Origin of the sequence: Streptococcus uberis (assembly GCF_900475595.1) — a bacterium.
Classification (GTDB): domain Bacteria; phylum Bacillota; class Bacilli; order Lactobacillales; family Streptococcaceae; genus Streptococcus; species Streptococcus uberis.
In genome coordinates this window covers 1844916-1866242 of the sequence record NZ_LS483397.1, presented here as the reverse complement: position 1 = coordinate 1866242, position 21327 = coordinate 1844916, and the positions used below count along the sequence as shown (strand labels likewise).

Genomic DNA, 21327 nt, shown 5'->3' with positions numbered 1-21327 from the left:
CTTTAAAGAGTGCTAATATTTAATCAGATTCTTTTTATTGGAGGAAATACAGATGTTAAAACCATTAGGAGACCGCGTGGTCGTTAGATTTGAAGAAGAAAAAGAACAAACAGTTGGTGGTTTTGTACTCGCAGGCAATCATAAAGAGTCAACCAGAAAAGCAACAGTTGTTGCTGTGAGTGAAACTGGCATGCGTACGATTACAGGTGAAGTTGTCCCTCCATCTGTTACAGTTGGTCAAATGGTCTTAGTAGAAGATGGTCAGGTTTTAGAAGTAACTCATGAAGATGAGAAATTAGCAATTATTCGGGAAGCTGATATTATTGCGATTTTAGGATAAACAATCCTTTAAGATAGAAGTTAAGAAAAGAAAGAAGGATAAAAGATGGCAAAAGACATTAAATTTTCAGCAGATGCGCGTGCAGCAATGGTGCGTGGGGTAGATATTTTAGCAGATACTGTAAAAGTAACTTTGGGCCCAAAAGGTCGTAACGTTGTTCTTGAAAAAGCATTTGGTTCACCACTAATCACAAATGACGGGGTAACCATTGCAAAAGAAATTGAATTAGAAGACCATTTCGAAAATATGGGAGCTAAATTGGTTTCAGAAGTTGCTTCAAAAACCAATGATATCGCAGGAGATGGAACAACTACAGCAACAGTATTAACTCAAGCAATTGTCCGAGAAGGGTTAAAAAATGTCACTGCAGGGGCTAATCCAATTGGCATTCGTCGCGGTATTGAAAAAGCAACATCAGCCGCAGTTGAAGAATTAAAAGCTATTGCCCAACCAGTTTCCGGAAAAGAGGCTATTGCCCAAGTAGCTGCCGTGTCATCACGTTCAGAAAAAGTTGGGGAGTATATCTCAGAAGCCATGGAACGTGTAGGCAATGATGGTGTTATCACAATTGAAGAATCACGTGGTATGGAAACAGAACTTGAAGTGGTTGAAGGGATGCAATTTGACCGCGGATACTTATCACAATATATGGTAACAGATAATGAAAAAATGGTTGCTGATCTTGAAAACCCATTTATCTTAATCACAGATAAAAAAGTATCAAATATTCAAGAAATTTTACCGTTATTGGAAGAAGTGCTTAAAACCAGTCGTCCCCTTCTCATTATTGCAGATGATGTTGATGGTGAAGCTTTGCCAACACTTGTTTTAAATAAAATTCGTGGAACATTCAACGTTGTTGCTGTTAAAGCCCCTGGCTTTGGCGATCGCCGTAAAGCCATGCTAGAAGATATCGCTATCTTGACAGGTGGAACAGTTATTACTGAAGATTTAGGTTTAGACCTTAAGGATGCAACAATTGCTACGCTCGGTCAAGCAGCTAAAGTGACTGTAGACAAGGATTCCACAGTTATTGTTGAAGGTGCTGGCTCTGCGGAAGCAATTGCTAACCGTGTTGGATTGATCAAATCACAGTTAGAAACAACAACTTCTGAGTTTGATCGTGAAAAATTACAAGAACGTTTGGCTAAGTTAGCTGGTGGTGTGGCAGTTATTAAAGTAGGTGCTGCAACAGAAACAGAACTTAAAGAAATGAAATTACGCATTGAAGATGCCCTTAATGCAACTCGTGCAGCAGTTGAAGAAGGTATTGTATCAGGTGGTGGAACAGCACTTGTTACGGTTATTGACAAAGTGGCAGCCTTAGAACTTACTGGCGATGAAGCAACCGGACGTAACATTGTCCTTCGTGCTCTCGAAGAACCAGTTCGTCAAATTGCTTATAATGCTGGTTATGAAGGATCAGTTGTCATTGATAAATTGAAAAATAGTCCAGTTGGAACAGGATTCAATGCTGCAACAGGTGACTGGGTAGATATGATTGAAACAGGTATCATTGACCCTGTCAAAGTTACTCGCTCAGCTCTTCAAAATGCTGCTTCAGTTGCAAGTCTCATCTTAACAACTGAAGCTGTTGTGGCTAATAAACCAGAACCAGCTGCCCCAGCAATGCCAGGAGGAATGGACCCAAGCATGATGGGTGGAATGATGTAATTCTTTAAAATATTGAATAGAAAAAAAGCCTAGATAGAAGTCTATCTGGGCTTTTTTAATTTTTTTAAAATTATAGCAAAAGCTTTTGTTGTGTAGACATTTATGTGCTACAATCAGGTTAACCGATAATATTTTGGGGTAACAAGGAGAGAGTTGAGAAAATGTTCAAAACCAAAAAAGAGATTTTTAGTATCCGCAAAACGGCCCTTGGTGTTGGAAGCGTTTTACTAGGAGTCGTGCTGACAACACAGGTTGCAAGTGCTGATGAAGTTAGTCTTATGACACCTTCGGTTGACAAAAGCCTAACGACAACAAGTCCAGTTTTAGAGAGTACGTCTAGTCAATTGGCGGCTACAATAGCTCCAATCACGACCGACACAAGGTCAAATGTCACGGCAACAAGTCCGGTATTAGCAGCTGCGACTACAGCACCAAGTGTTACTAGAATACCAATTGCTAGCCCAATTCGTTATGTCTCAGATCCTAATCAACCAGTTGGCTATCGTGCTACCCAAGTTCAAGGAATAGATGGTTCTATTATTACGACTCAAACAGCTGCTTTAGATGCTAATGGCAATCCAATTGTGACAGATGAACATATTGAATCTACGGAAACAGTTATTGTTTTGGGTACAAAATCGACAAGTCAGGTAATCAGTACACAGGTAGCCACAACGACTTATAGTATTGACGTGACAAAACCTGTCGGAACAGATATTGTTATCCCTGCAGTTGATGGTCAAACAACGACGACTACCACCTATAAAATTGAAACAGCCACAACGGCACCAGTCAGTCCGTCGGTGCTTTCAGAAGATTATAAGTGGATTGATCAACCCTTCTATCATGTTGATACAACGCAAACATTGCCAAGTGACCGCGTTAGCATTGATCAACTTTTTGTTCCAATCCCAACGTTAACACCGGACTTTAACAGGTCAGAATCAACAGTACGTGAGTATGCTCAATTTGCAGAAAACTATATGTATGATTATATCACAGTGACCAATCCTGATGGGGCGACAACTCGACAGCAAGTGATTCGTCCAGTAACGAGTGAAATGCTAGATCCAACAAATACAAGGTTACGTACTCTTACCGGTTTAACTGATGATAATGCTTTTTACTCTCGTCTGTTAGATACTAGTAAACAAGATTTATGGAATACATCTGCCCAGGATTATGGCTTAGAAATTGTTCCAGAAGATTTAAGCACCTCAAGTGATGATTTTTTAAGATACCATAGTAGTAATATTATCAATGATGCTTTATATGCTGATATTAAAGCGGACTATTTGCGTGCTCAATTAGCTTACAATCAATTACTTTCATTAGGCACTCTTACCACAGATCAGCAGTCTGCAATGGACATGATGACCAGTCAATTTGAGTCATTGACACTACGTTACAATAATTATAAAGACAGTGTCGCTATCGTCGTTGATTATAGCAATACAACCATGTCAGCCACTCAACAAGCTGATTTTGAAGCAAAGCTGGCAGCTCTACCTGTTGAGGTTCAGCGTGCTATCTCAGAACTTACTATTTACGATGGGCAAATTCCCGGCATGGGAACAACAACTCTAGGTCTCTCCAATTCAGCTGATCAGACGATTGCCTTAAAATATGAAGCCAATAATCTGAAATTGGTTTCAACAGTGCTTCATGAAATGACGCATATTATCGACTTTAAGAGTGGCCTCTATTCAGAAACGACTGACCGTAATACAGATGGTAGTCTTAGCACGGTCATGGCCTTTTCAGATACCCAAGAGTTCTTAGATGTCTACCATACCTATTTTGACCGACCGGATGTTTGGTCTTACTACAGAGATAACAGCGAAGAAGCTTTTGCTGAAGGGCTCAGCCAGTATATCATGCACCGTCTCTTTGGAACACCATACTCGACATATATTGCCAATCCTTATACTGGAGATGCCTACAATCCAGGTGATGGTTCAGGTTATAGCCCATTTGCGGAAACGGAATTTTATTTTGCCAGCTTATACAACCGTTTATTTGAATACCCTAGAACAGCTCAAGTTGTCCCATATCTTGTCACTACTACGACAACAGCTCCAGTAAATGGTCAAGTCATTTACGGAGCAATGCCAGAGGAAACAACTACAACAACACCTTACACAACAGTTTATGTGGGAGATACCAGTTTCGCCTATGACCCTACTGGACAGACTGACCGTGTACAAGCAGGTGTCGATGGGACAGAAACCATTCGCACGACCTACTCACTAGATAGTAATAACCAGTTGGTAGCAACTCAGACGGTTATTTCATCTACCCCTGTTCAAAATCAAATTATTACAAAAGGTACTCAACCTACCGTTGTTGACACTAGTGTTCCAATGACTATTGTTTATCAAGAAGTCACAGATGGTTCATTGGGTGACTGGCAAGTTAAAGTTTTGGATGCAGGTCAAGATGGCTTAATACGTAGCACAACAACCTATAGTGTTGATCCTGTGACAGGTATTGTGACACCAAGTACAACAGAAGCTACTATCACAGCCATGAGACCAATGATTGTTCAATATCAAGTTGGTAAATCTAAACTAAGTGCTATTCCTTTCTTAACGCAGTATGTTAATGATGATAGCTTAGCTGCTGGCTTAGAAAAAGTCATTCAAGAAGGTGTTGGAGGGACTCAAATCGAGACAGTTCAATCCTTTAATTTTATTCAAGATGGTGCAAATTCTCATTTTGAAAACATTGCCTACAGTTCCCCAACTATTGTTGTTGCTGCTGTTGATCAAGTCATAGCGCGTGGAACGAAAGTAGTTGAAGTTGTAGTTCCAGTACCAGAAATTGTAACACCGAAACCAGAAACATCAGAAGTGATAAGTCCTGAAAAAGGCCAATCAGCTACTACTGTTACAGTTGAAGTTGTTAAAGCTCCGGTTCAGACAAGGGCTAAAGTTGAAGCTGTTTCAGCTCCAAAAGAAAGTTTGCCAACAACTGGTGATGACCAAAATCTACTCGTGACACTCATGTCAAGTCTCTTATTAATGAGTCTAGGTTTAGGACTTAAGAAAAAAGAAGACGAATAACAAATAATCAAATGCTCCTAATTCCGATTAGGAGCATTTTTGATATACAAAAAGAAAGGTTTAAGAATGTTTTGATTTCTTAAACCTTTCCATATGATTAAATAGCCTTATTTTTTAGCTTTTTTATCTTTTTTTGGACTTTGTTTTTCTAACTTAGCTTCAATTTCTTTCAAGCGTTTGAAGGTTTTTTCAGCTCTGTCCATTGATACTTTATCAGCTTTTTCTTGAGCAGCTTTAGGGTCGCTTGTCACTAACTCAGCAACTTCTTTAGTAGTTGCTTCTTGTTCAGTCATCCAAGTTTTTTCAAGACCTTTAACTTCATCAATTACCTTAGTGCCAAATTTTTTAGGATTAGCTGCAACCATATCGTTGATATGGGAAACTGTCCAGTACCAAGAATCTTTATTGTATTTGGTACTATCTTCTTGGTATGCTTTATAAGTTTGACTAATATTTCCTAAGTATGGTAGATAAGGAGCATTTCTTGGGCTACCGATTGATAACCACATGACACCGCCGCCCATTTCAGCAGGAATATCATCTTTTAATTGGAAGACGTGAGCTTCCATAACGTTTGGATTAGAGATAGGGTAAGCATAACCTTTAACAGCATCTTTAGATTTAGGTTTACCTTTACCATCTAATTCCATTTGATCCAAAGGCTTCAAATCCAATCCTTCAAAACGATTACGTTGCAATTTCATAGCATCTTCTAAAGAGAATTTTTTATCAGTGCTTTGCAATAATTCGTAGTTGTCGTCTTCATAGGTTACTGTTGAATCTGGGTCTAGTGATTTAATACCTGAGAACACACGAGAGCGGTTGGCATCAGCCATTTTTGGATTGTAGGATTTAGCGATATGGAATTGACCATCAACTTCTTGATAGGTGCCAGCATCTTTGGCTAGTTTTTCCACACCATCTGATGCAATAGTGTTTTCTTTATCGTTGAAATCGACATGCCCTAGATAGAAAGTATTCGGGAAAACAGCAAATTTGTCGTCAGGGAATTTAATAGCGACATATTGGTGCCCGGACAGAATTTCCATGTACCAGATACCATCTTTATCGGCAATAGTAAGGATATTGCCTTCAGCGGAACCTTTTTCTGAGACGATTTTAGCAATCAGTTCAATACCTTCTCTGGCGGTTTTGATACTAGGTAACACAACTGAAGTGATAGAAGATTCTGCCAAGCCATCTTTCACATAAGGGTCTTTTTCTAAAATTTTATCGTTAGCTGAAGCCGATACAGTCGCAGACATGGAAACCCCATGTTCGTTGAAACCAGCTTCATCGTAAACCCCATATTTGGGCGTTACATCAGGAACAGCAGTGTATTTAAAAGAATGTTCAGGTAATGGGTATTCAAAGCCATTGGCTTGATCTTTCCATTTGTCACCAGCTTTGTTATCTTTAGCAGGACGAACGATGAAAGTCTTATTGTGGTTTGGTTCTAAGTCTTCTGTTCGACCAAATAATGTCGATCCGTCAGTTGTCAGGTTTTTGCCGATGATAAAACCTGTACAAGCTTCCGCAGATGAGTAGCAAGCTAGCGCTGTCATAACAGTAACAGTTGCTAGCGTAAATTTCTTCGTGTTCATAACAAACCTCCATAAAATGTAGGCGCTTCCAAAAATATTATAAGCCAGTCAATCAAGAATTTCAAGACAAAAGTCAAAATTGTGACATTTTCCGTAATATATCATGATAAACTGATAATAGGTCTTGTTATCTTTTTAAATAACTATTGATTCATATTTTGGTATAATAAAAAGATAAGAAATGGAAGGTCAAAAGATGAAAAAGATATTTCAAAGAAAATGGTTCAAACGAACATCCATTGTTTTAGGTATTTTGCTTGTAGCTCTGATTGCCTTAGGTTCTTTTTATTATTCAAAGTCAGCCGTGATTGATCGTTATGTTGTTGCTAAAAGTAAAAAGAATGGCGGGTCCTTTGAAAATATTAAAGCTTTTTTAGTCTGGGATGATACCGATGAAATCATTACGAATGATCAAGCAGCTTTTGCTTCATTCACGCCTCTTCCAAAATCAGAGATTTCCTCATTAAAAAAAGAGCTCAAAAGTGCAACGGCCTCTGATCCAGTATACATTAAGTCCATTGGACATCATTTTTGGATTTTTCCGGATTATCGGGTAGCCATGAAACCAATGTCACTAACCTTAAAAACGAATGTCCCTAATATGGATCTGCTCTTAAATCAGAAAAAAGTAGCAACATCTAATTCGGAAAATTTTACGACAGAATTAAAAAGGTTACCAATTGCTGACTACAGTGCAAGTATCAATGGAACTTACAAAGATAAAAAAATCAAAGTTACTAAAAAATATGATGGGCAAAAACCAGTACTAGATTTATCTGTTACATTTAAGAATTTTACAGTAAGCAGTAATCTTACAGAAGGTGAGCTTTATTTTGACGAGGATCGCGTCGGTACTCTAAAAAATGGTCAGTATCAAGTCACAGACTATCCCATTACTAATGGTAGCAAAGCTTTTGTAAAACGACATTTCCCAGATGGTGAGCTTAAAAGTGAAAAGGTTGATCTTGCAGCGGTTGCTGAAGGTTCTGAACTGAAGTTAACGGTCGATAATCTCTTAGATCGCACTAAAGCTGGAGAATATCTTTTAGCTGCTTTTAATCAACTGATGGCATATACAAGTAGCCGACAAGATCCAACGACAGTTGCAGATGTCTTCGAAAATGGCATAAATAACGATTTTTATAAAGGTTTAAAAGAAAGTGTGAAAGCAAAATTGGAAACAGATAGTCGCAAGGCTTCTAGTTTTGCCATTCCAAATGTTGCCCTAAATGACATGACGCAAGTCGGCAAGGAGTCTTACCTCTTAGATTTTGCGGCTACATATGATTTTACCTATCCAAAAGAAACAGACCCTGAAAAAGGCAGTTCAGGTAACATCATTCAAGAGTTAAGTGGACAACTAACGCTCAAAAAATCAGGAGATCGTTATGTGATTAGTCAAGCTGGTACAAAAAATATCTCTGTGACCAGTGAAAAAAATAATATTAAAAAACCGTCATTACTGCCAGATGGCATAGTTGGAACTTGGAAGGGAACTAAAGACGACATTACCTATACGTTGACCATTTCTGAGGATGGAACAGTAACACGTCATATCGATTTCAAAGATCCGAAAAAAGCTGATGAAAGTAGAACAGCAAAAATCACGAAGACGGAAGAAAAGAATCCAGGAGATTTCCAGGTTATTATCACCCCAGAAACTGATAGCTCAATCCTCATCATTGGTGGTGGTATTGGTGGTGCTAACATCAAGTATGCCTATGGCCTTCATTTAGATGGCAATCAATTAACACCGATTATTTGGCAAACAGGTATGGATAAGGACTTTGATTTTTCGAAACCGGCACCAGGTTTACCTTTAACGAAACAATAGCAAAAAGGGCTTCCTAAGGAAGTCCTTTTTCAAAACTGTCAGATTTTGCTTTCACCCGTATGGTTTCAAGGCTGAGTGGATGAGTGAATTCTAGTTGATGGGCATGTAGCATCAATCTCTCGAATGGTAGATGCGGAGCGTAGAGGGGATCTCCTTTGAGAGGATGACCTATGGCATCCATGTGAACACGAATTTGATGAGTCCTTCCAGTTTTTAAATGGCATTCGACTAGTGTGAAAGAAGAGGAATCATTTTTGAGTTTTTTGACAATTGTGGTTGCTTTTTGTCCTTGCTTCATGTCAACGACTCGCTTACGACGATCATGACGATGACGACCAATGGGTTTTTGAATTGTCAATTTTTTCTCTTTGATGGTGCCTGAAACGAAAGCCCAATAGGTGCGACTAATATCACGATTTTCAAGCATACGGTTCATGATAGGGAGAATAAAAGGGTTCTTAGCAAATAAAATTGTCCCACTGGTTTCTTTATCCAGTCGATGAATAATATAGCATGTTTTTCCTACATAGGCGGATACATGATTTAGTAAGGCTAATTCATCAGGTTGGTTGGCATGACTCTTCATTCCTTCAGGTTTATTGACAACAATGAGATGCTCATCTTGGTAGAGACAGTCGACAAGCTTTGGATTTCCAAAGGCAATTGCCTTACTTGGGTAATCTTCTTCGTCAAAGATTAAGGTAATATGGTCTCCTGTTTGAACTTGGTTTTGCCAATTAACCATTTGGTGATTAATCAAAATATGTTTTTTGATGCGCAAGAAATGACGAATTTTGCGAGGTATCAATAAGTGCTTTTCCAGTAAATCTTTAACTGTTGATTCGGGATAAGGATTGTTGAATGAAACAGTAAAACCATTAGGATTATTTGTTTTCATTAAGCCATTCATGGTATTTTTCAACTAAATTAATTGCCATTTGAGTTGCCAAAGCTGCTGAAAAAGCTTCAGTTCCTTCGCGTTCATCATTAGCCACTTCTAATTTTGTCTCTTCATAAATCGCTTTTAAACTTTCTGAAGATAGGGTTTCTTTAAAAGCCTCAAACTTTTTCATCCAAATTACCTACTACTTTCTTTTTTTCTTTTAGCTATTATAGCATTTTTATGCTCTGAAAACATAGGAAATCTCTTGTTAGTAATTCCGGAATGGTTGTATTAAGGGATAAAAATAGTTTAGAAAAATGCTTAAAAAGTTTGGTTTTTATTTCAGGATTTTCTCATTAATTGGTATAATATGATGAAATAAGAATAATCATAAAAAAGGATAACGAATGAAAAGTATTAGACGTTATGATGTGAATGAAGAATGGGCCCATACGGGGCTAGTTGAAGCTGGGGACTTTTATTTTCTCAATTATTGTACTGGAAATGTTGGACAACCTATTGAGGATCAAATAAATGGTGCCTTTGATGAAATGGAAAGACGATTAGGCTTAGTTGGTTTAACCTTAGAAGCGGTTGTTAAAATGGATTGCTTGTTCCGTGATGTTTGGAATTTACCTGTTATGGAAAAAATTATCAAAGAACGCTTTAATGGGAAATATCCTGCTCGAAAGACCATTCAGACTGAATTTGCTCATCAAGGAGGAGCGGAAGGCTTGCTTTTCCAAGTAGATGGCATTGCCTACTCTAAACCGATAAACACAACTTTAAAGTAGAACTTACTTAACCATAGTGGTATAATATCACCATGACATTTTTAGAACTTCTTCAAAAAAAATTTTTCCCTAAAAAATATGCGGAAAAACAAGTATCTGATGAGAATGATACGTTTTCTGAAGAGAAGAGACAGATGACACAAGAAACCTTATCATCAGAAGAAATGGATGATAGGACAAAAAAACAACACTCAGCTTACCAACGCAGTAAGCACTCTTCAGAAGAATCACAGAAAAAACAGCCTACTTGGTTGCGAAAGATGGAAGCTATTCTTCCGTCACCTCAGCATCCAGTTAGGCGTTTTTGGCGTCGTTACCATATTGGAAAAATTTTGTTAATTGCAATCAGTAGTTTTGTCCTCATTGTGGGCTCCTACCTTTTTTACCTTTCAAAAACAGCTAAGGTATCGGACTTACAAAATGCCCTTAAGGCAACGACGGTTATCTATGATCACAAGGCGGAATATGCTGGCAGTTTATCCGGACAAAAAGGGACTTATGTTGAATTAGATGCTATTTCTGACAACTTAGAAAATGCTGTGATTGCGACCGAGGATCGTACTTTTTACGAAAACAATGGTATCAATCTGAAACGCTTCTTATTGGCTATTGTCTCAGCTGGTCATTTTGGTGGTGGTTCGACCATAACACAACAATTAGCTAAAAATGCCTATCTTTCGCAAGACCAAACGATCAAACGCAAGGCGCGTGAGTTCTTCTTAGCTTTGGAATTAACAAAAAAATACCCCAAAAAAGACATTTTGACCATGTACCTCAATAATTCTTACTTTGGAAATGGGGTTTGGGGCGTCGAAGACGCTAGTCAAAAATATTTTGGCACCAGCGCAGCTAATTTAACGCTTGATGAGGCGGCCACTTTAGCAGGAATGCTTAAGGGTCCAGAAATATATAACCCGCTGTATTCTATTCAAAATGCAACCAATCGTCGAGATACGGTTCTATCAGCCATGGTGGATGCGGGTAAAATTTCCCAAGCTGAGGCAGATCAAGCTAAGGCGGTTGGAATGGGTAATCGGTTAGCGGATACTTATGTTGGGAAATCTGACGACTATAAATACCCTTCTTATTTTGATGCGGTGGTCAACGAAGCCATTTCAAGCTATGGCATTTCTGAAAAAGATTTAGTTAATAATGGTTACAAAATCTATACGGAGTTAGATCAGAATTATCAAGTTGGTATGCAGACCACTTTTGATACAACAAGTCTCTTTCCAACTTCTGATTATGATGGAAGCTCTGCTCAAGGCGCCAGTGTAGCCTTAGACCCTAAAACGGGTGGAGTTAGAGGGCTTGTTGGTCGTGTTAATAGTGATCAAAATCAAGGTTTCCGAAGCTTTAACTACGCTACGCAATCAAAACGTAGTCCGGCCTCAACAATTAAGCCATTAGTGGTCTATACACCAGCTATTGCTTCAGGCTGGTCTATGAATAAAACCTTGCCAAACACAATTCAAGATTTTGATGGCTATCAGCCACATAACTACGGAAACTATGAGTCTGAAGATGTTCCCATGTATCAAGCTTTGGCCAATTCTTACAATATCCCAGCTGTGGCAACTGTAAAAGAGTTAGGGATTGACAAAGCTGTGACTTACGGGAAAAAATTTGGTTTAGACATGGATTCTGCTAACAAAGAATTGGGTATGGCTTTGGGCGGAAGTGTTACGACAAACCCACTTGAAATGGCACAGGCCTATGCTGTTTTTGCCAATAAAGGTGTCATGCATAAAGCGCATTTAATCACCAAAATAGAGACAGCAAGTGGAAAATTACTGAAAGAACATACCGATCAGACCAAACGTGTTATTAGCCAAACTGTCGCTGATAAAATGACCAGTATGATGCTTGGAACATTTTCAAATGGTTCAGCGGTCAATGCTAATGTTTACGGCTACACTTTAGCGGGCAAAACGGGAACAACTGAAACAGATTTTAATCCTGACTTGTCAGGTGACCAATGGGTAATTGGTTATACTCCTGATGTTGTTATCAGTCAGTGGATCGGTTTTAACAAGACCGACGAAAATCATTACCTTACAGATTCAAGTGCCGGAACAGCATCCACTATTTTTAGTACCCAAGCTTCTTATATTTTGCCATACACGAAAGGTACAGCTTTTACGGTGGACAATGCCTACGCAATGAATGGTATTTCAGCAGTTTATGGTGTTAATGAAACCACAACAGAAAATGCCCAAGGTTCCCAAGATATCATAGATAGTATCAGAAAATCAGCAGAGGAAGCGTCAAAATCCATTACGGATGCTGTCGATCAGTCAGGTCTTCGAGAAAAAGCACAAAGCATTTGGAATGGTATTGTAGACTATTTCAGATAGCTTGCGCAAATAGAAAAATCGTGTTAGAATATTTCCTACGGAGGGCGTTATGGCACAGAAAAAAGCTAGCCTAGCGTGTGTAGATTGTGGAAGCCGAAACTATTCAATAGCAGTGAGTAGTACGCCTAAACCGACACGACTAGAAGTAAACAAATTTTGTAAACATTGTCAAAAATATACCTTGCACAAGGAAACACGTTAGAGGAGAGTTTGATGGGATTCATTAGTGGTATTTTTAAGTTATTGAAAGATACAACTTGGCCAAATAGAAAACAACGTTGGAAAGATTTCATCGCAGTCTTAGAGTACACTGCTTTCTTTACCATCATTATCTTTATCTTTGACCAGTTACTTTCAAAAGGTGTCTTGAGCATCATTGACTTTTTTAATTAGACAATAAAAACCAAGGCCATAGGTCTTGGTTTTAAGCTTTCTGAGAAGGGAAATCATTGACAGAGATGCCTCCTTCCTTTATAATGAAAGTAACGAAAACATTCCAAAAGCCGCCTTAGGCTTTTTTCTAATGAAAGGAAAATATATGTTAGATTCTTTTGATAAAGGCTGGTTTGTGCTTCAGACTTATTCTGGCTATGAAAACAAAGTAAAAGAAAATCTTTTGCAACGCGCACAAACCTATAACATGTTGGATAACATTTTACGAGTAGAAATCCCAACCCAAACCGTTAATGTTGAAAAAAATGGACAAACAAAGGAAATTGAAGAAAATCGTTTCCCAGGTTATGTCTTGGTAGAAATGGTCATGACGGATGAAGCTTGGTTTGTCGTCCGTAATACACCAAACGTTACAGGATTTGTCGGCTCACATGGTAACCGTTCAAAACCAACACCATTACTTGAAGAAGAAATTCGTGCTATCCTTCTTTCTATGGGTCAAACCGTTGATGTCTTTGACACCAATATTAAAGAAGGTGATGTGGTTCAAATTATTGATGGTGCCTTTATGGGACAAGAAGGACGCGTTGTTGAAATTGAAAACAATAAAGTCAAATTAATGCTCAACATGTTCGGTTCAGAAACAATTGCTGAAGTTGAATTGTACCAAATTGCTGAATTACAATAGTTTCTAAAGTCTTTTATAACCTTAAACACTAGAGATGTCGCCATCTCTAGTGTTTTTTTGACTTCAAATTGATATCTTTTGTAATCAAATTAAAAAGAAACTAAACAAAACTCATGTTGACTTAATAAAAATATATTATTATAATAAGATTAACGTTAACGACTACAAACTATGAGATTTCGTTAATCTCAATCCCAGAAAAGGAGCATCAATGAAGAAGAAACAAGAAATGAAGTACTACCTCAGGAAATCTGCCTATGGCTTAGCAGCCGTATCAGTAGCAGTCCTCGCAGTCGGAAGTCCGGTATCTGCCGAAGAAAAATCCGAAAATTTAGAGAAGAGTCATCGAGAAGTGCCAAAAGTACCTAAAAAGCCAGATAGAGAACTTCTAAAAAAATTATTAGAAGAGGCTAAACTAAAAGAGGAGACAGCTAAAAAAGCTAAAGAAAAATTAATTAAACCTGCAGCATTGACAGATGAAGAATCATTAGTGATTACAGAAAAAGTTGAAGAATCATCTGATAAAGTTTTAAAGGACGCTTCAATAAATGAGGAAACATCCTCTGAAGAAGAGAATAAAACTGATGAAGAGGAATCAGATGGATTAGAAAGTGAAGAAGCTGAAGAAACTGAAGAAACAGAATCCGAACCCGAAGAAGTTAAAGAAGAATCTGAGGAAGAAAAAGAGAATGACCCATCCGAATCAGAAACAGAAGTTGAGAATGTTGAAGCGATTAATCTTTCTGAAGCTGAGGGAAATGACTCATCAAAACCTGAAACTTCAGAAGAGGTAACTGCTGAAGAAGACCATCAAGAGACTGATCGGCATGCAGAAGTCAAAATAGAGGAGAGTGCCAAAGAAGGTGATGAAGATGCTGATAAAAAAGATGAGGTTGAAGAAAAAGCCAAAAAAGCAGCTGAATTAAGCCGTGTGAAAGCAGAAGCACTGGCTAAATTAGAAGCACTTAATGCTAGTCGTTTGATGAAGAAAATTGTTGAATCTGGCAAAACGGTAGAAGGCATCCTTTCCTTCATGAAGGAAAGCTTACCTCAACTGGAAGCTGCTAGAGCATCTGAACAAGCTAAAGCTCCGGAAGTAAATCAATCCCCTGATCACTTACCAAGTGAGAAAAAAGCAGTCCACAATCCAGTCCAAGCAGTTAAAACAAGTGAAAGCTTGGAACAGAAAGCTGAAAATGCTAAGACAAGCACAAATCTTCAAAATACTCAAATTCCAGTACAAGAGGCAAAAAGAACTCAAGCCCAATTGCCAAGTACAGGAGAAGATTACCAAGCTTATCTTGTGGCCGCAGCAATGGCCCTTATTGCCTCATCAGGCATGGTGGCCTATGGCAGCTATCGCAAGAAAAAGCAAAAATAGTTTCCCCTTTTCCTCAAAATACCAATCGAAAGATTGGTATTTTTTCTTATGAAAGACACGAGAAAGGTCATTTCTAAATGGGATTTTTCGTGATATAATAAAAAGAACTAGACTTTTTTACATGGGAGAAGCTAAATGACATTTTATAATCACAAAGAAATAGAACCCAAATGGCAAGACTTTTGGGCAAAAAACCACACCTTTAAAACAGGAACTGACAGCTCTAAACCAAAATTTTATGCTTTAGACATGTTCCCTTATCCCTCTGGAGCAGGCTTACACGTTGGTCACCCAGAAGGCTACACAGCAACTGATATCTTAAGCCGTTTTAAACGCGCACAAGGTTATAATGTCCTTCACCCAATGGGTTGGGATGCCTTTGGTTTACCTGCAGAACAATATGCTATGGATACCGGTAATGACCCAGCAGATTTTACAGCTGAAAACATTGCCAACTTTAAACGCCAAATCAACTCATTAGGTTTCTCCTATGATTGGGACCGAGAAGTGAACACAACGGATCCTAATTATTACAAATGGACTCAGTGGATTTTTACCAAACTTTATGAAAAAGGCTTAGCCTATGAAGCCGAGGTTCCCGTAAACTGGGTTGAGGAATTGGGCACAGCTATTGCTAATGAAGAAGTTCTACCTGACGGCACCTCAGAACGTGGTGGTTATCCAGTTGTTCGTAAGCCAATGCGTCAATGGATGCTAAAAATCACAGCCTATGCAGAACGACTCCTTGAAGATCTCGAAGAAGTTGATTGGCCAGAGTCGATCAAAGATATGCAACGCAATTGGATTGGTAAATCAGTTGGAGCAAATATTACTTTTAATGTGAAAGATTCTGAGGAAAGTTTCACGGTCTTCACAACACGACCTGACACCTTGTTTGGGGCAACCTATGCAGTCTTAGCGCCAGAGCATGCGCTTGTAGATGCCATTACAACAGAAGAACAAGCTGAAGCCATAGCAGAATACAAACGACAAGCTAGCCTAAAATCAGATTTAGCACGGACAGATCTAGCGAAAGAAAAAACAGGTGTTTGGACAGGAGCCTATGCCATTAACCCTGTCAATGGAAAAGAAATGCCAATCTGGATTGCCGATTATGTCCTATCAAGCTATGGAACAGGTGCCATCATGGCAGTACCAGCCCACGATGAACGCGACTGGGAGTTTGCTAAACAATTTCATTTGGATATTATTCCAGTTTTAGAAGGTGGTAATGTTCAAGAAGCAGCCTATACAGAAGATGGACTTCATATCAATTCAGACTTTTTAGATGGCTTAAACAAAGAAGAAGCCATTGCTAAAACGGTTGCTTGGTTGGAAGAAAAAGAAGTTGGAAATGAAAAAGTTAGCTACCGTCTCCGTGATTGGCTCTTTTCTCGCCAACGTTATTGGGGGGAACCAATTCCAATCATTCATTGGGAAGATGGGACGTCAACAGCAGTTCCAGAAGATCAGCTACCACTGATTCTACCTGTAACAAAAGATATTCATCCTTCAGGGACTGGTGAGTCGCCATTGGCTAATATCACTGATTGGTTAGAAGTGACGCGCGAAGACGGTGTTAAAGGTCGTCGCGAGACCAATACAATGCCACAATGGGCTGGCTCTAGCTGGTACTACCTTCGCTACATTGATCCTAAAAATGACAAAGCGATTGCTGATTCAGACTTACTAAAACAATGGCTACCGGTCGATATTTATGTGGGGGGTGCTGAACATGCGGTCCTTCACTTGCTATATGCGCGTTTCTGGCATAAAGTACTTTATGATTTGGGTGTTGTACCAACCAAAGAACCTTTCCAAAAACTCTTTAATCAAGGGATGATTTTGGGAACAAGTTATCGTGATCATCGTGGGGCATTGGTTGCAACTGATAAAGTGGAAAAACGCGAGGGTTCTTATTTCCATATCGAAACCGGGGAAGAACTTGAACAAGCACCTGCTAAGATGTCTAAATCCCTTAAAAATGTGGTCAATCCGGATGATGTCGTTGAGCAATATGGTGCCGATACGCTTCGTGTTTATGAAATGTTCATGGGACCATTAGATGCTTCAATTGCTTGGTCTGAAGAAGGTCTTGAAGGTAGCCGTAAGTTCTTGGACCGTGTCTATCGTTTGATCACGACTAAGGAGATGACTGGCGACAATAGCGGTGCTTTGGATAAAGTTTATCATGAGACTGTAAAAGCAGTGACTGAACAAATTGAAAGCATGAAATTCAATACCGCCATTGCCCAATTGATGATTTTTGTAAATGCTGCTAATAAAGAGGATAAACTTTATAAAGAGCAAGCCAAAGGCTTTGTTCAATTAATCGCTCCTTTTGCACCACACTTAGGAGAAGAATTATGGCAAGTATTAACAGACTCAAATCAATCAATTTCTCATGTTGCTTGGCCAACTTGGGATGAAAACAAACTTGTTGAAAATGATGTTGAAATTGTTGTTCAAATTAAAGGGAAAGTTAAAGCAAAACTTGTTCTTGCCAAAGATTTAAGTAAAGAAGAATTAGAAGCTGCAGCCCTTGCTCATGAAAAAATACAAGCAGAAATTGCAGGCAAAGAAATCGTAAAAGTCATCGCAGTTCCTAACAAGTTGGTTAATATTGTGGTGAAATAAGATTAAGAATAACAAGGCAAAAAACACTTCGGTGTTTTTTTGCTCATTTTAGAAGAAAGCACTTAGAACTATGAAAATAATTGTTGCGATTGATTCGTTTAAAGGTTCAGCAAGTTCAAAAGAATTGAATGAGGCTTGTCGAGAGGCTATTTTGGAGGTTTTACCTGAAGCAGAGGTGTCACTTTTTCCGATTGCGGACGGTGGTGAAGGTAGTTTAGAGGCCCTTTCTCAAGCTTTGTCTGTAGAAATGATTTCCTTGCCTACGCGTGACTTATTAGGAAGGCCCATCCAGGCTAGTTATATCATAGTTGAAAGAAGTGCCTTTATAGAGTCAGCTTCGGTTGTAGGACTTGATTTCATTGAGCCTAGTTCAGAGACATTCAACAAGGCAAGTTCATTTGGCTTGGGAGAACTTATTCGAGACGCTGTCCAAAAAGGATGTCGTGATATTTACTTGAGTTTAGGTGGTACAGGAAGCTCTGATGGCGGTTTTGGCTTACTCGAGAGTTTGGGGTTTGACTTTGATAGCCTTAAGTTTAAATCGGAAATCGACTGGGGTCAGATAACCATTACAGGTCTGGCTGATGTCACTAATCCTTATTATGGCGAAAAAGGCTTCGCGAAAGTCTTCGGTCCGCAAAAAGGGGGCACTGCCAAACAGATAGAAGCAAAAGATGAAGAGGCTTGCGCTTTTGCCAGACGTATGAAAGAAGAACGAGGAATCGATTTGCAAGAATTCACAGGTTCTGGTGCAGCGGGAGGGCTCGGTGCAGCCATCCTTATCATGGGTGGTCAACTAAAACCTGGCTTTGAAACCATCGCAGAATGGATTGGACTTGAAAAGGCTCTAGAAAATGCGGACTTGATCTTTACAGGAGAAGGAAAGCTTGATGCTCAAAGTCAAGGAGGAAAAGTTCCCGTAGCCATCAGTCAGATGGGCAAAAGGTTTTCTGTCCCAACGATAGCACTGTGTGGTTCGGTGGAAGATAACCAATCTTTGGAGGATCATTTTCTAGCTACATTTTCGATTCAGAGATCTTTTCTAAGTCTTGAAGAAGCACTCGACAAAGAGGTTACCCTAACGAATTTAAGACATACTGTCCGAAGTATCATTAAAAGTAGATTCCAATAAATGAAAGGATGTTCAATCGAACATCTTTTTTGTTTGGTCCATTTTTGAACACAGAACTGTGTGATACTTGGTCTTTTTTAAAACGCTTTCACTATCTATAATAAAACTATAAAGAAATGCATTTTTTAAAACTTTGAAATGAGGTAGTCATCATGGAACTCTTCCTAGCTCCCCTAAACTGGTTCTCCCAAAACATTTTGCAGAATCCAGCATTCTTTGTAGGTCTTTTGGTATTAGTTGGATATCTTTTACTAAACAAACCTATTCATGAGGTTTTTGCAGGCTTTATTAAAGCTACAGTTGGTTATTTGATTCTAAATGTTGGTGCTGGTGGTCTTGTTAACACCTTTCGCCCTATCTTAGTGGCTTTGGCTGAAAAATTCAAATTAGAGGCGGCAGTTATCGATCCTTATTTTGGTTTAGCAGCAGCAAATGCCAAATTAGAAGGAATGGGCTTTATAAGCGTTGCTACAACAGCTCTATTGATTGGGTTTGGTGTGAATTTGCTTTTGGTGGGTTTGCGTAAACTAACAAAAGTTAGAACCTTGTTTATTACAGGTCATATCATGGTGCAACAAGCAGCGACAATTTCTGTTTTTGTTCTCTTATTAATTCCACAATTTCAAAATGCTTTTGGTGCTTGGGCAGTCGGTATTATTTGTGGTCTTTATTGGGCTGTAAGTTCCAATATGACTGTGGAAGCAACACAGCGTCTAACAGGCGGAGGTGGCTTTGCAATTGGTCACCAACAACAGTTCGCCATTTGGTTTGTTGACAAAGTAGCTCCTTTCTTTGGTAAAAAAGAAGAAAATTTAGATAATTTGAAATTACCAACTTTTCTTAACATTTTCCATGATACGGTTGTTGCCTCTGCAACATTGATGCTTGTCTTCTTTGGTGGAATTCTAGCAGTTTTAGGACCAGATATTATGTCAAATGTGAAATTGATTGGTCCAGGGGCATATGTGCCAGCTAAACAAGCCTTCTTTATGTATATTTTACAAACCTCACTAACCTTCTCTGTTTACCTATTTATCCTAATGCAAGGGGTTCGGATGTTTGTTACTGAGTTAACCAATGCCTTCCAAGGTATCTCAAATAAATTACTGCCAGGATCTTTCCCAGCGGTTGACGTTGCAGCATCATACGGCTTTGGTTCATCTAATGCTGTCCTCTCAGGATTTGCATTTGGATTAATTGGTCAATTAATAACGATTACTCTCTTAGTTATTTTTAAAAATCCAATTTTGATTATTACTGGATTCGTACCTGTCTTCTTTGATAATGCCGCTATTGCAGTATTTGCTGATAAACGAGGTGGCTGGAAAGCTGCAGTTGCCTTATCCTTTATTTCAGGGATAATTCAGGTAGCCTTAGGTGCTATTGCAGTCGGTTTATTGGGACTTACAGGTGGTTATCATGGAAATATCGACTTTGAATTCCCATGGCTTGCCTTTGGTTATATCTTCAAATACCTAGGTATTATTGGTTATGTCCTCGTATGCTTATTCTTCCTAGCGATTCCTCAATTCCAGTTTGCTAAGGCAAAAGATAAGGAAGCTTACTATCGTGGTGAAGCACAGTAGTCGCTGTTTTTAAGGCATTGTGACATGTCGCGCAGCAATTTTCAAAAACAAAAAAAGGAAATAAAAAGGAGAAAACAATGGTTAAAGTTCTCACAGCATGTGGAAATGGCATGGGTTCATCAATGGTTATCAAAATGAAAGTTGAAAATGCCCTCCGTCAATTAGGTGTTACAGATATTCAATCGGCTTCTTGTTCAGTTGGAGAAGCTAAAGGCTTGGCTTCTGGTTATGATATCGTGATTGCTTCCAATCATTTGATTCATGAGTTAGATGGTCGTACTAAAGGACACTTAGTTGGGTTAGATAACTTAATGGATGATCAAGAAATCAAGGAAAAGTTGCAAAAAGTATTGTAAGCTTTAGAATTCTTCTGGAGGGAGTTGCGAAATGGTTTCCAACTCCTTCTCTTTATCCATAATGATTAGAATGAAGATGAAAGGTAACGTCATGAATTTAAAAAAAGCATTTGTAGAAAACAAATCGATTCGGTTAGGTCTTGAAGCAGATTCTTGGCAAGAAGCTGTTAAATTATCGGTGGCTCCCTTAATTGAAAGTGGAGCTGTTAAAGAAGAGTATTATCATGCCATCATTGAATCAACAGAAGAATTTGGACCCTATTACATTTTAATGCCAGGAATGGCAATGCCCCATGCCCGTCCTGAAGCAGGAGTGATCAGAGATGCCTTCTCTTTAATTACCTTGACAAAACCGGTAAGATTTTCAGATGGCAAAGAGGTTCAGGTTTTGCTGACCTTGGCTGCAACCAGTTCAGATATTCACACATCAGTGGCTATTCCTCAAATTATTGCCCTCTTTGATTTAGAGCATTCGGTTGATCGCTTAGTCGCATGTCAAAGTCCCGAAGAGGTTCTAGCAATGGTTGAAGAATCTAAAAATAGTCCTTATTTAGAAGGTATGGACTTGGAGTCATAAGCACATAAAAATGTAAGCTTTAAAAA

General features: G+C 38.8%; 18 protein-coding genes. 15 read left to right on the top strand and 3 right to left on the bottom strand.

Annotated elements, in window-relative coordinates; genetic code table 11:
- Positions 1-52: 52 nt before the first annotated feature.
- The 3 genes from groES to DQM95_RS09465 all read left to right on the top strand — a co-directional run bounded on the left by groES (position 53) and on the right by DQM95_RS09465 (position 5079).
- Positions 53-340: a co-chaperone GroES gene (groES, locus tag DQM95_RS09475; protein WP_015912033.1), complete on the top strand. Its 288-nt coding sequence runs from the start codon at positions 53-55 to the stop codon at positions 338-340.
- Between the two features lie 45 nt (positions 341-385).
- A complete protein-coding gene (groL, locus tag DQM95_RS09470) occupies positions 386-2014 on the top strand; it encodes a chaperonin GroEL (RefSeq protein WP_111686014.1) in 1629 nt (542 codons plus the stop codon).
- A 161-nt stretch (positions 2015-2175) separates the two neighbouring features.
- On the top strand, positions 2176-5079 hold the full coding sequence (locus DQM95_RS09465; RefSeq protein ID WP_037593132.1) for a YSIRK signal domain/LPXTG anchor domain surface protein: 2904 nt from the start codon (positions 2176-2178) through the stop codon (positions 5077-5079).
- Positions 5080-5186: 107 nt separating this feature from the next.
- Here the strand turns inward: DQM95_RS09465 and DQM95_RS09460 are convergent, their stop codons facing one another.
- Positions 5187-6683 (bottom strand): C69 family dipeptidase, encoded by a 1497-nt coding sequence (locus tag DQM95_RS09460; protein ID WP_037593133.1) that lies wholly within the window; start codon positions 6681-6683, stop codon positions 5187-5189.
- Between the two features lie 196 nt (positions 6684-6879).
- Here DQM95_RS09460 and DQM95_RS09455 point away from each other — a divergent pair, with 196 nt between their 5' ends.
- Entirely contained in the window at positions 6880-8517 is a 1638-nt protein-coding gene (locus DQM95_RS09455; protein ID WP_037593169.1) for a zinc ribbon domain-containing protein, read from the top strand.
- A gap of 13 nt (positions 8518-8530) precedes the next feature.
- Here DQM95_RS09455 and DQM95_RS09450 read toward each other — a convergent pair whose 3' ends face one another.
- A complete protein-coding gene (locus DQM95_RS09450) occupies positions 8531-9415 on the bottom strand; it encodes an RluA family pseudouridine synthase (protein WP_037593134.1) in 885 nt (294 codons plus the stop codon).
- The gene (locus DQM95_RS09445; protein ID WP_015912028.1) at positions 9402-9590 is read right to left on the bottom strand and encodes a hypothetical protein; all 189 of its coding nucleotides are present in this window, start codon (positions 9588-9590) and stop codon (positions 9402-9404) included. The genes DQM95_RS09450 and DQM95_RS09445 overlap by 14 nt, the downstream gene beginning before the upstream one ends.
- A gap of 217 nt (positions 9591-9807) precedes the next feature.
- Between DQM95_RS09445 and DQM95_RS09440 the strand changes: the two genes are divergently transcribed.
- The 11 genes from DQM95_RS09440 (at position 9808) to DQM95_RS09390 (ending at position 21301) form a co-directional block, all read left to right on the top strand.
- Positions 9808-10194: a RidA family protein gene (locus tag DQM95_RS09440; RefSeq protein ID WP_037593135.1), complete on the top strand. Its 387-nt coding sequence runs from the start codon at positions 9808-9810 to the stop codon at positions 10192-10194.
- Positions 10195-10226: 32 nt separating this feature from the next.
- Complete coding sequence (pbp2a, locus tag DQM95_RS09435) at positions 10227-12551, top strand: penicillin-binding protein PBP2A (RefSeq protein ID WP_037593136.1); 2325 nt, start codon at positions 10227-10229, stop codon at positions 12549-12551.
- Positions 12552-12600: 49 nt separating this feature from the next.
- Positions 12601-12753, top strand: a complete 153-nt coding sequence (rpmG, locus tag DQM95_RS09430; RefSeq protein WP_015912025.1) for a 50S ribosomal protein L33 — start codon at positions 12601-12603, stop codon at positions 12751-12753.
- A gap of 11 nt (positions 12754-12764) precedes the next feature.
- A complete protein-coding gene (secE, locus tag DQM95_RS09425) occupies positions 12765-12944 on the top strand; it encodes a preprotein translocase subunit SecE (protein WP_015912024.1) in 180 nt (59 codons plus the stop codon).
- A 145-nt stretch (positions 12945-13089) separates the two neighbouring features.
- A complete protein-coding gene (nusG, locus tag DQM95_RS09420) occupies positions 13090-13632 on the top strand; it encodes a transcription termination/antitermination protein NusG (RefSeq protein ID WP_037593137.1) in 543 nt (180 codons plus the stop codon).
- Between the two features lie 211 nt (positions 13633-13843).
- On the top strand, positions 13844-15013 hold the full coding sequence (locus DQM95_RS09415) for a YSIRK signal domain/LPXTG anchor domain surface protein (RefSeq protein ID WP_037593138.1): 1170 nt from the start codon (positions 13844-13846) through the stop codon (positions 15011-15013).
- A gap of 135 nt (positions 15014-15148) precedes the next feature.
- Positions 15149-17650: a leucine--tRNA ligase gene (gene leuS, locus DQM95_RS09410; protein WP_111686013.1), complete on the top strand. Its 2502-nt coding sequence runs from the start codon at positions 15149-15151 to the stop codon at positions 17648-17650.
- 70 nt (positions 17651-17720) lie between these two features.
- On the top strand, positions 17721-18782 hold the full coding sequence (locus DQM95_RS09405) for a glycerate kinase family protein (protein ID WP_037593139.1): 1062 nt from the start codon (positions 17721-17723) through the stop codon (positions 18780-18782).
- A 152-nt stretch (positions 18783-18934) separates the two neighbouring features.
- Positions 18935-20368 carry a PTS sugar transporter subunit IIC gene (locus tag DQM95_RS09400; RefSeq protein WP_037593141.1) on the top strand — a complete coding sequence of 478 codons (1434 nt, stop codon included), beginning with the start codon at positions 18935-18937 and terminating at the stop codon, positions 20366-20368.
- A 77-nt stretch (positions 20369-20445) separates the two neighbouring features.
- Entirely contained in the window at positions 20446-20724 is a 279-nt protein-coding gene (locus DQM95_RS09395) for a PTS sugar transporter subunit IIB (RefSeq protein ID WP_015912018.1), read from the top strand.
- 91 nt (positions 20725-20815) lie between these two features.
- Positions 20816-21301 (top strand): PTS sugar transporter subunit IIA, encoded by a 486-nt coding sequence (locus tag DQM95_RS09390; RefSeq protein WP_037593171.1) that lies wholly within the window; start codon positions 20816-20818, stop codon positions 21299-21301.
- The last annotated feature ends 26 nt before the right edge of the window (positions 21302-21327 follow it).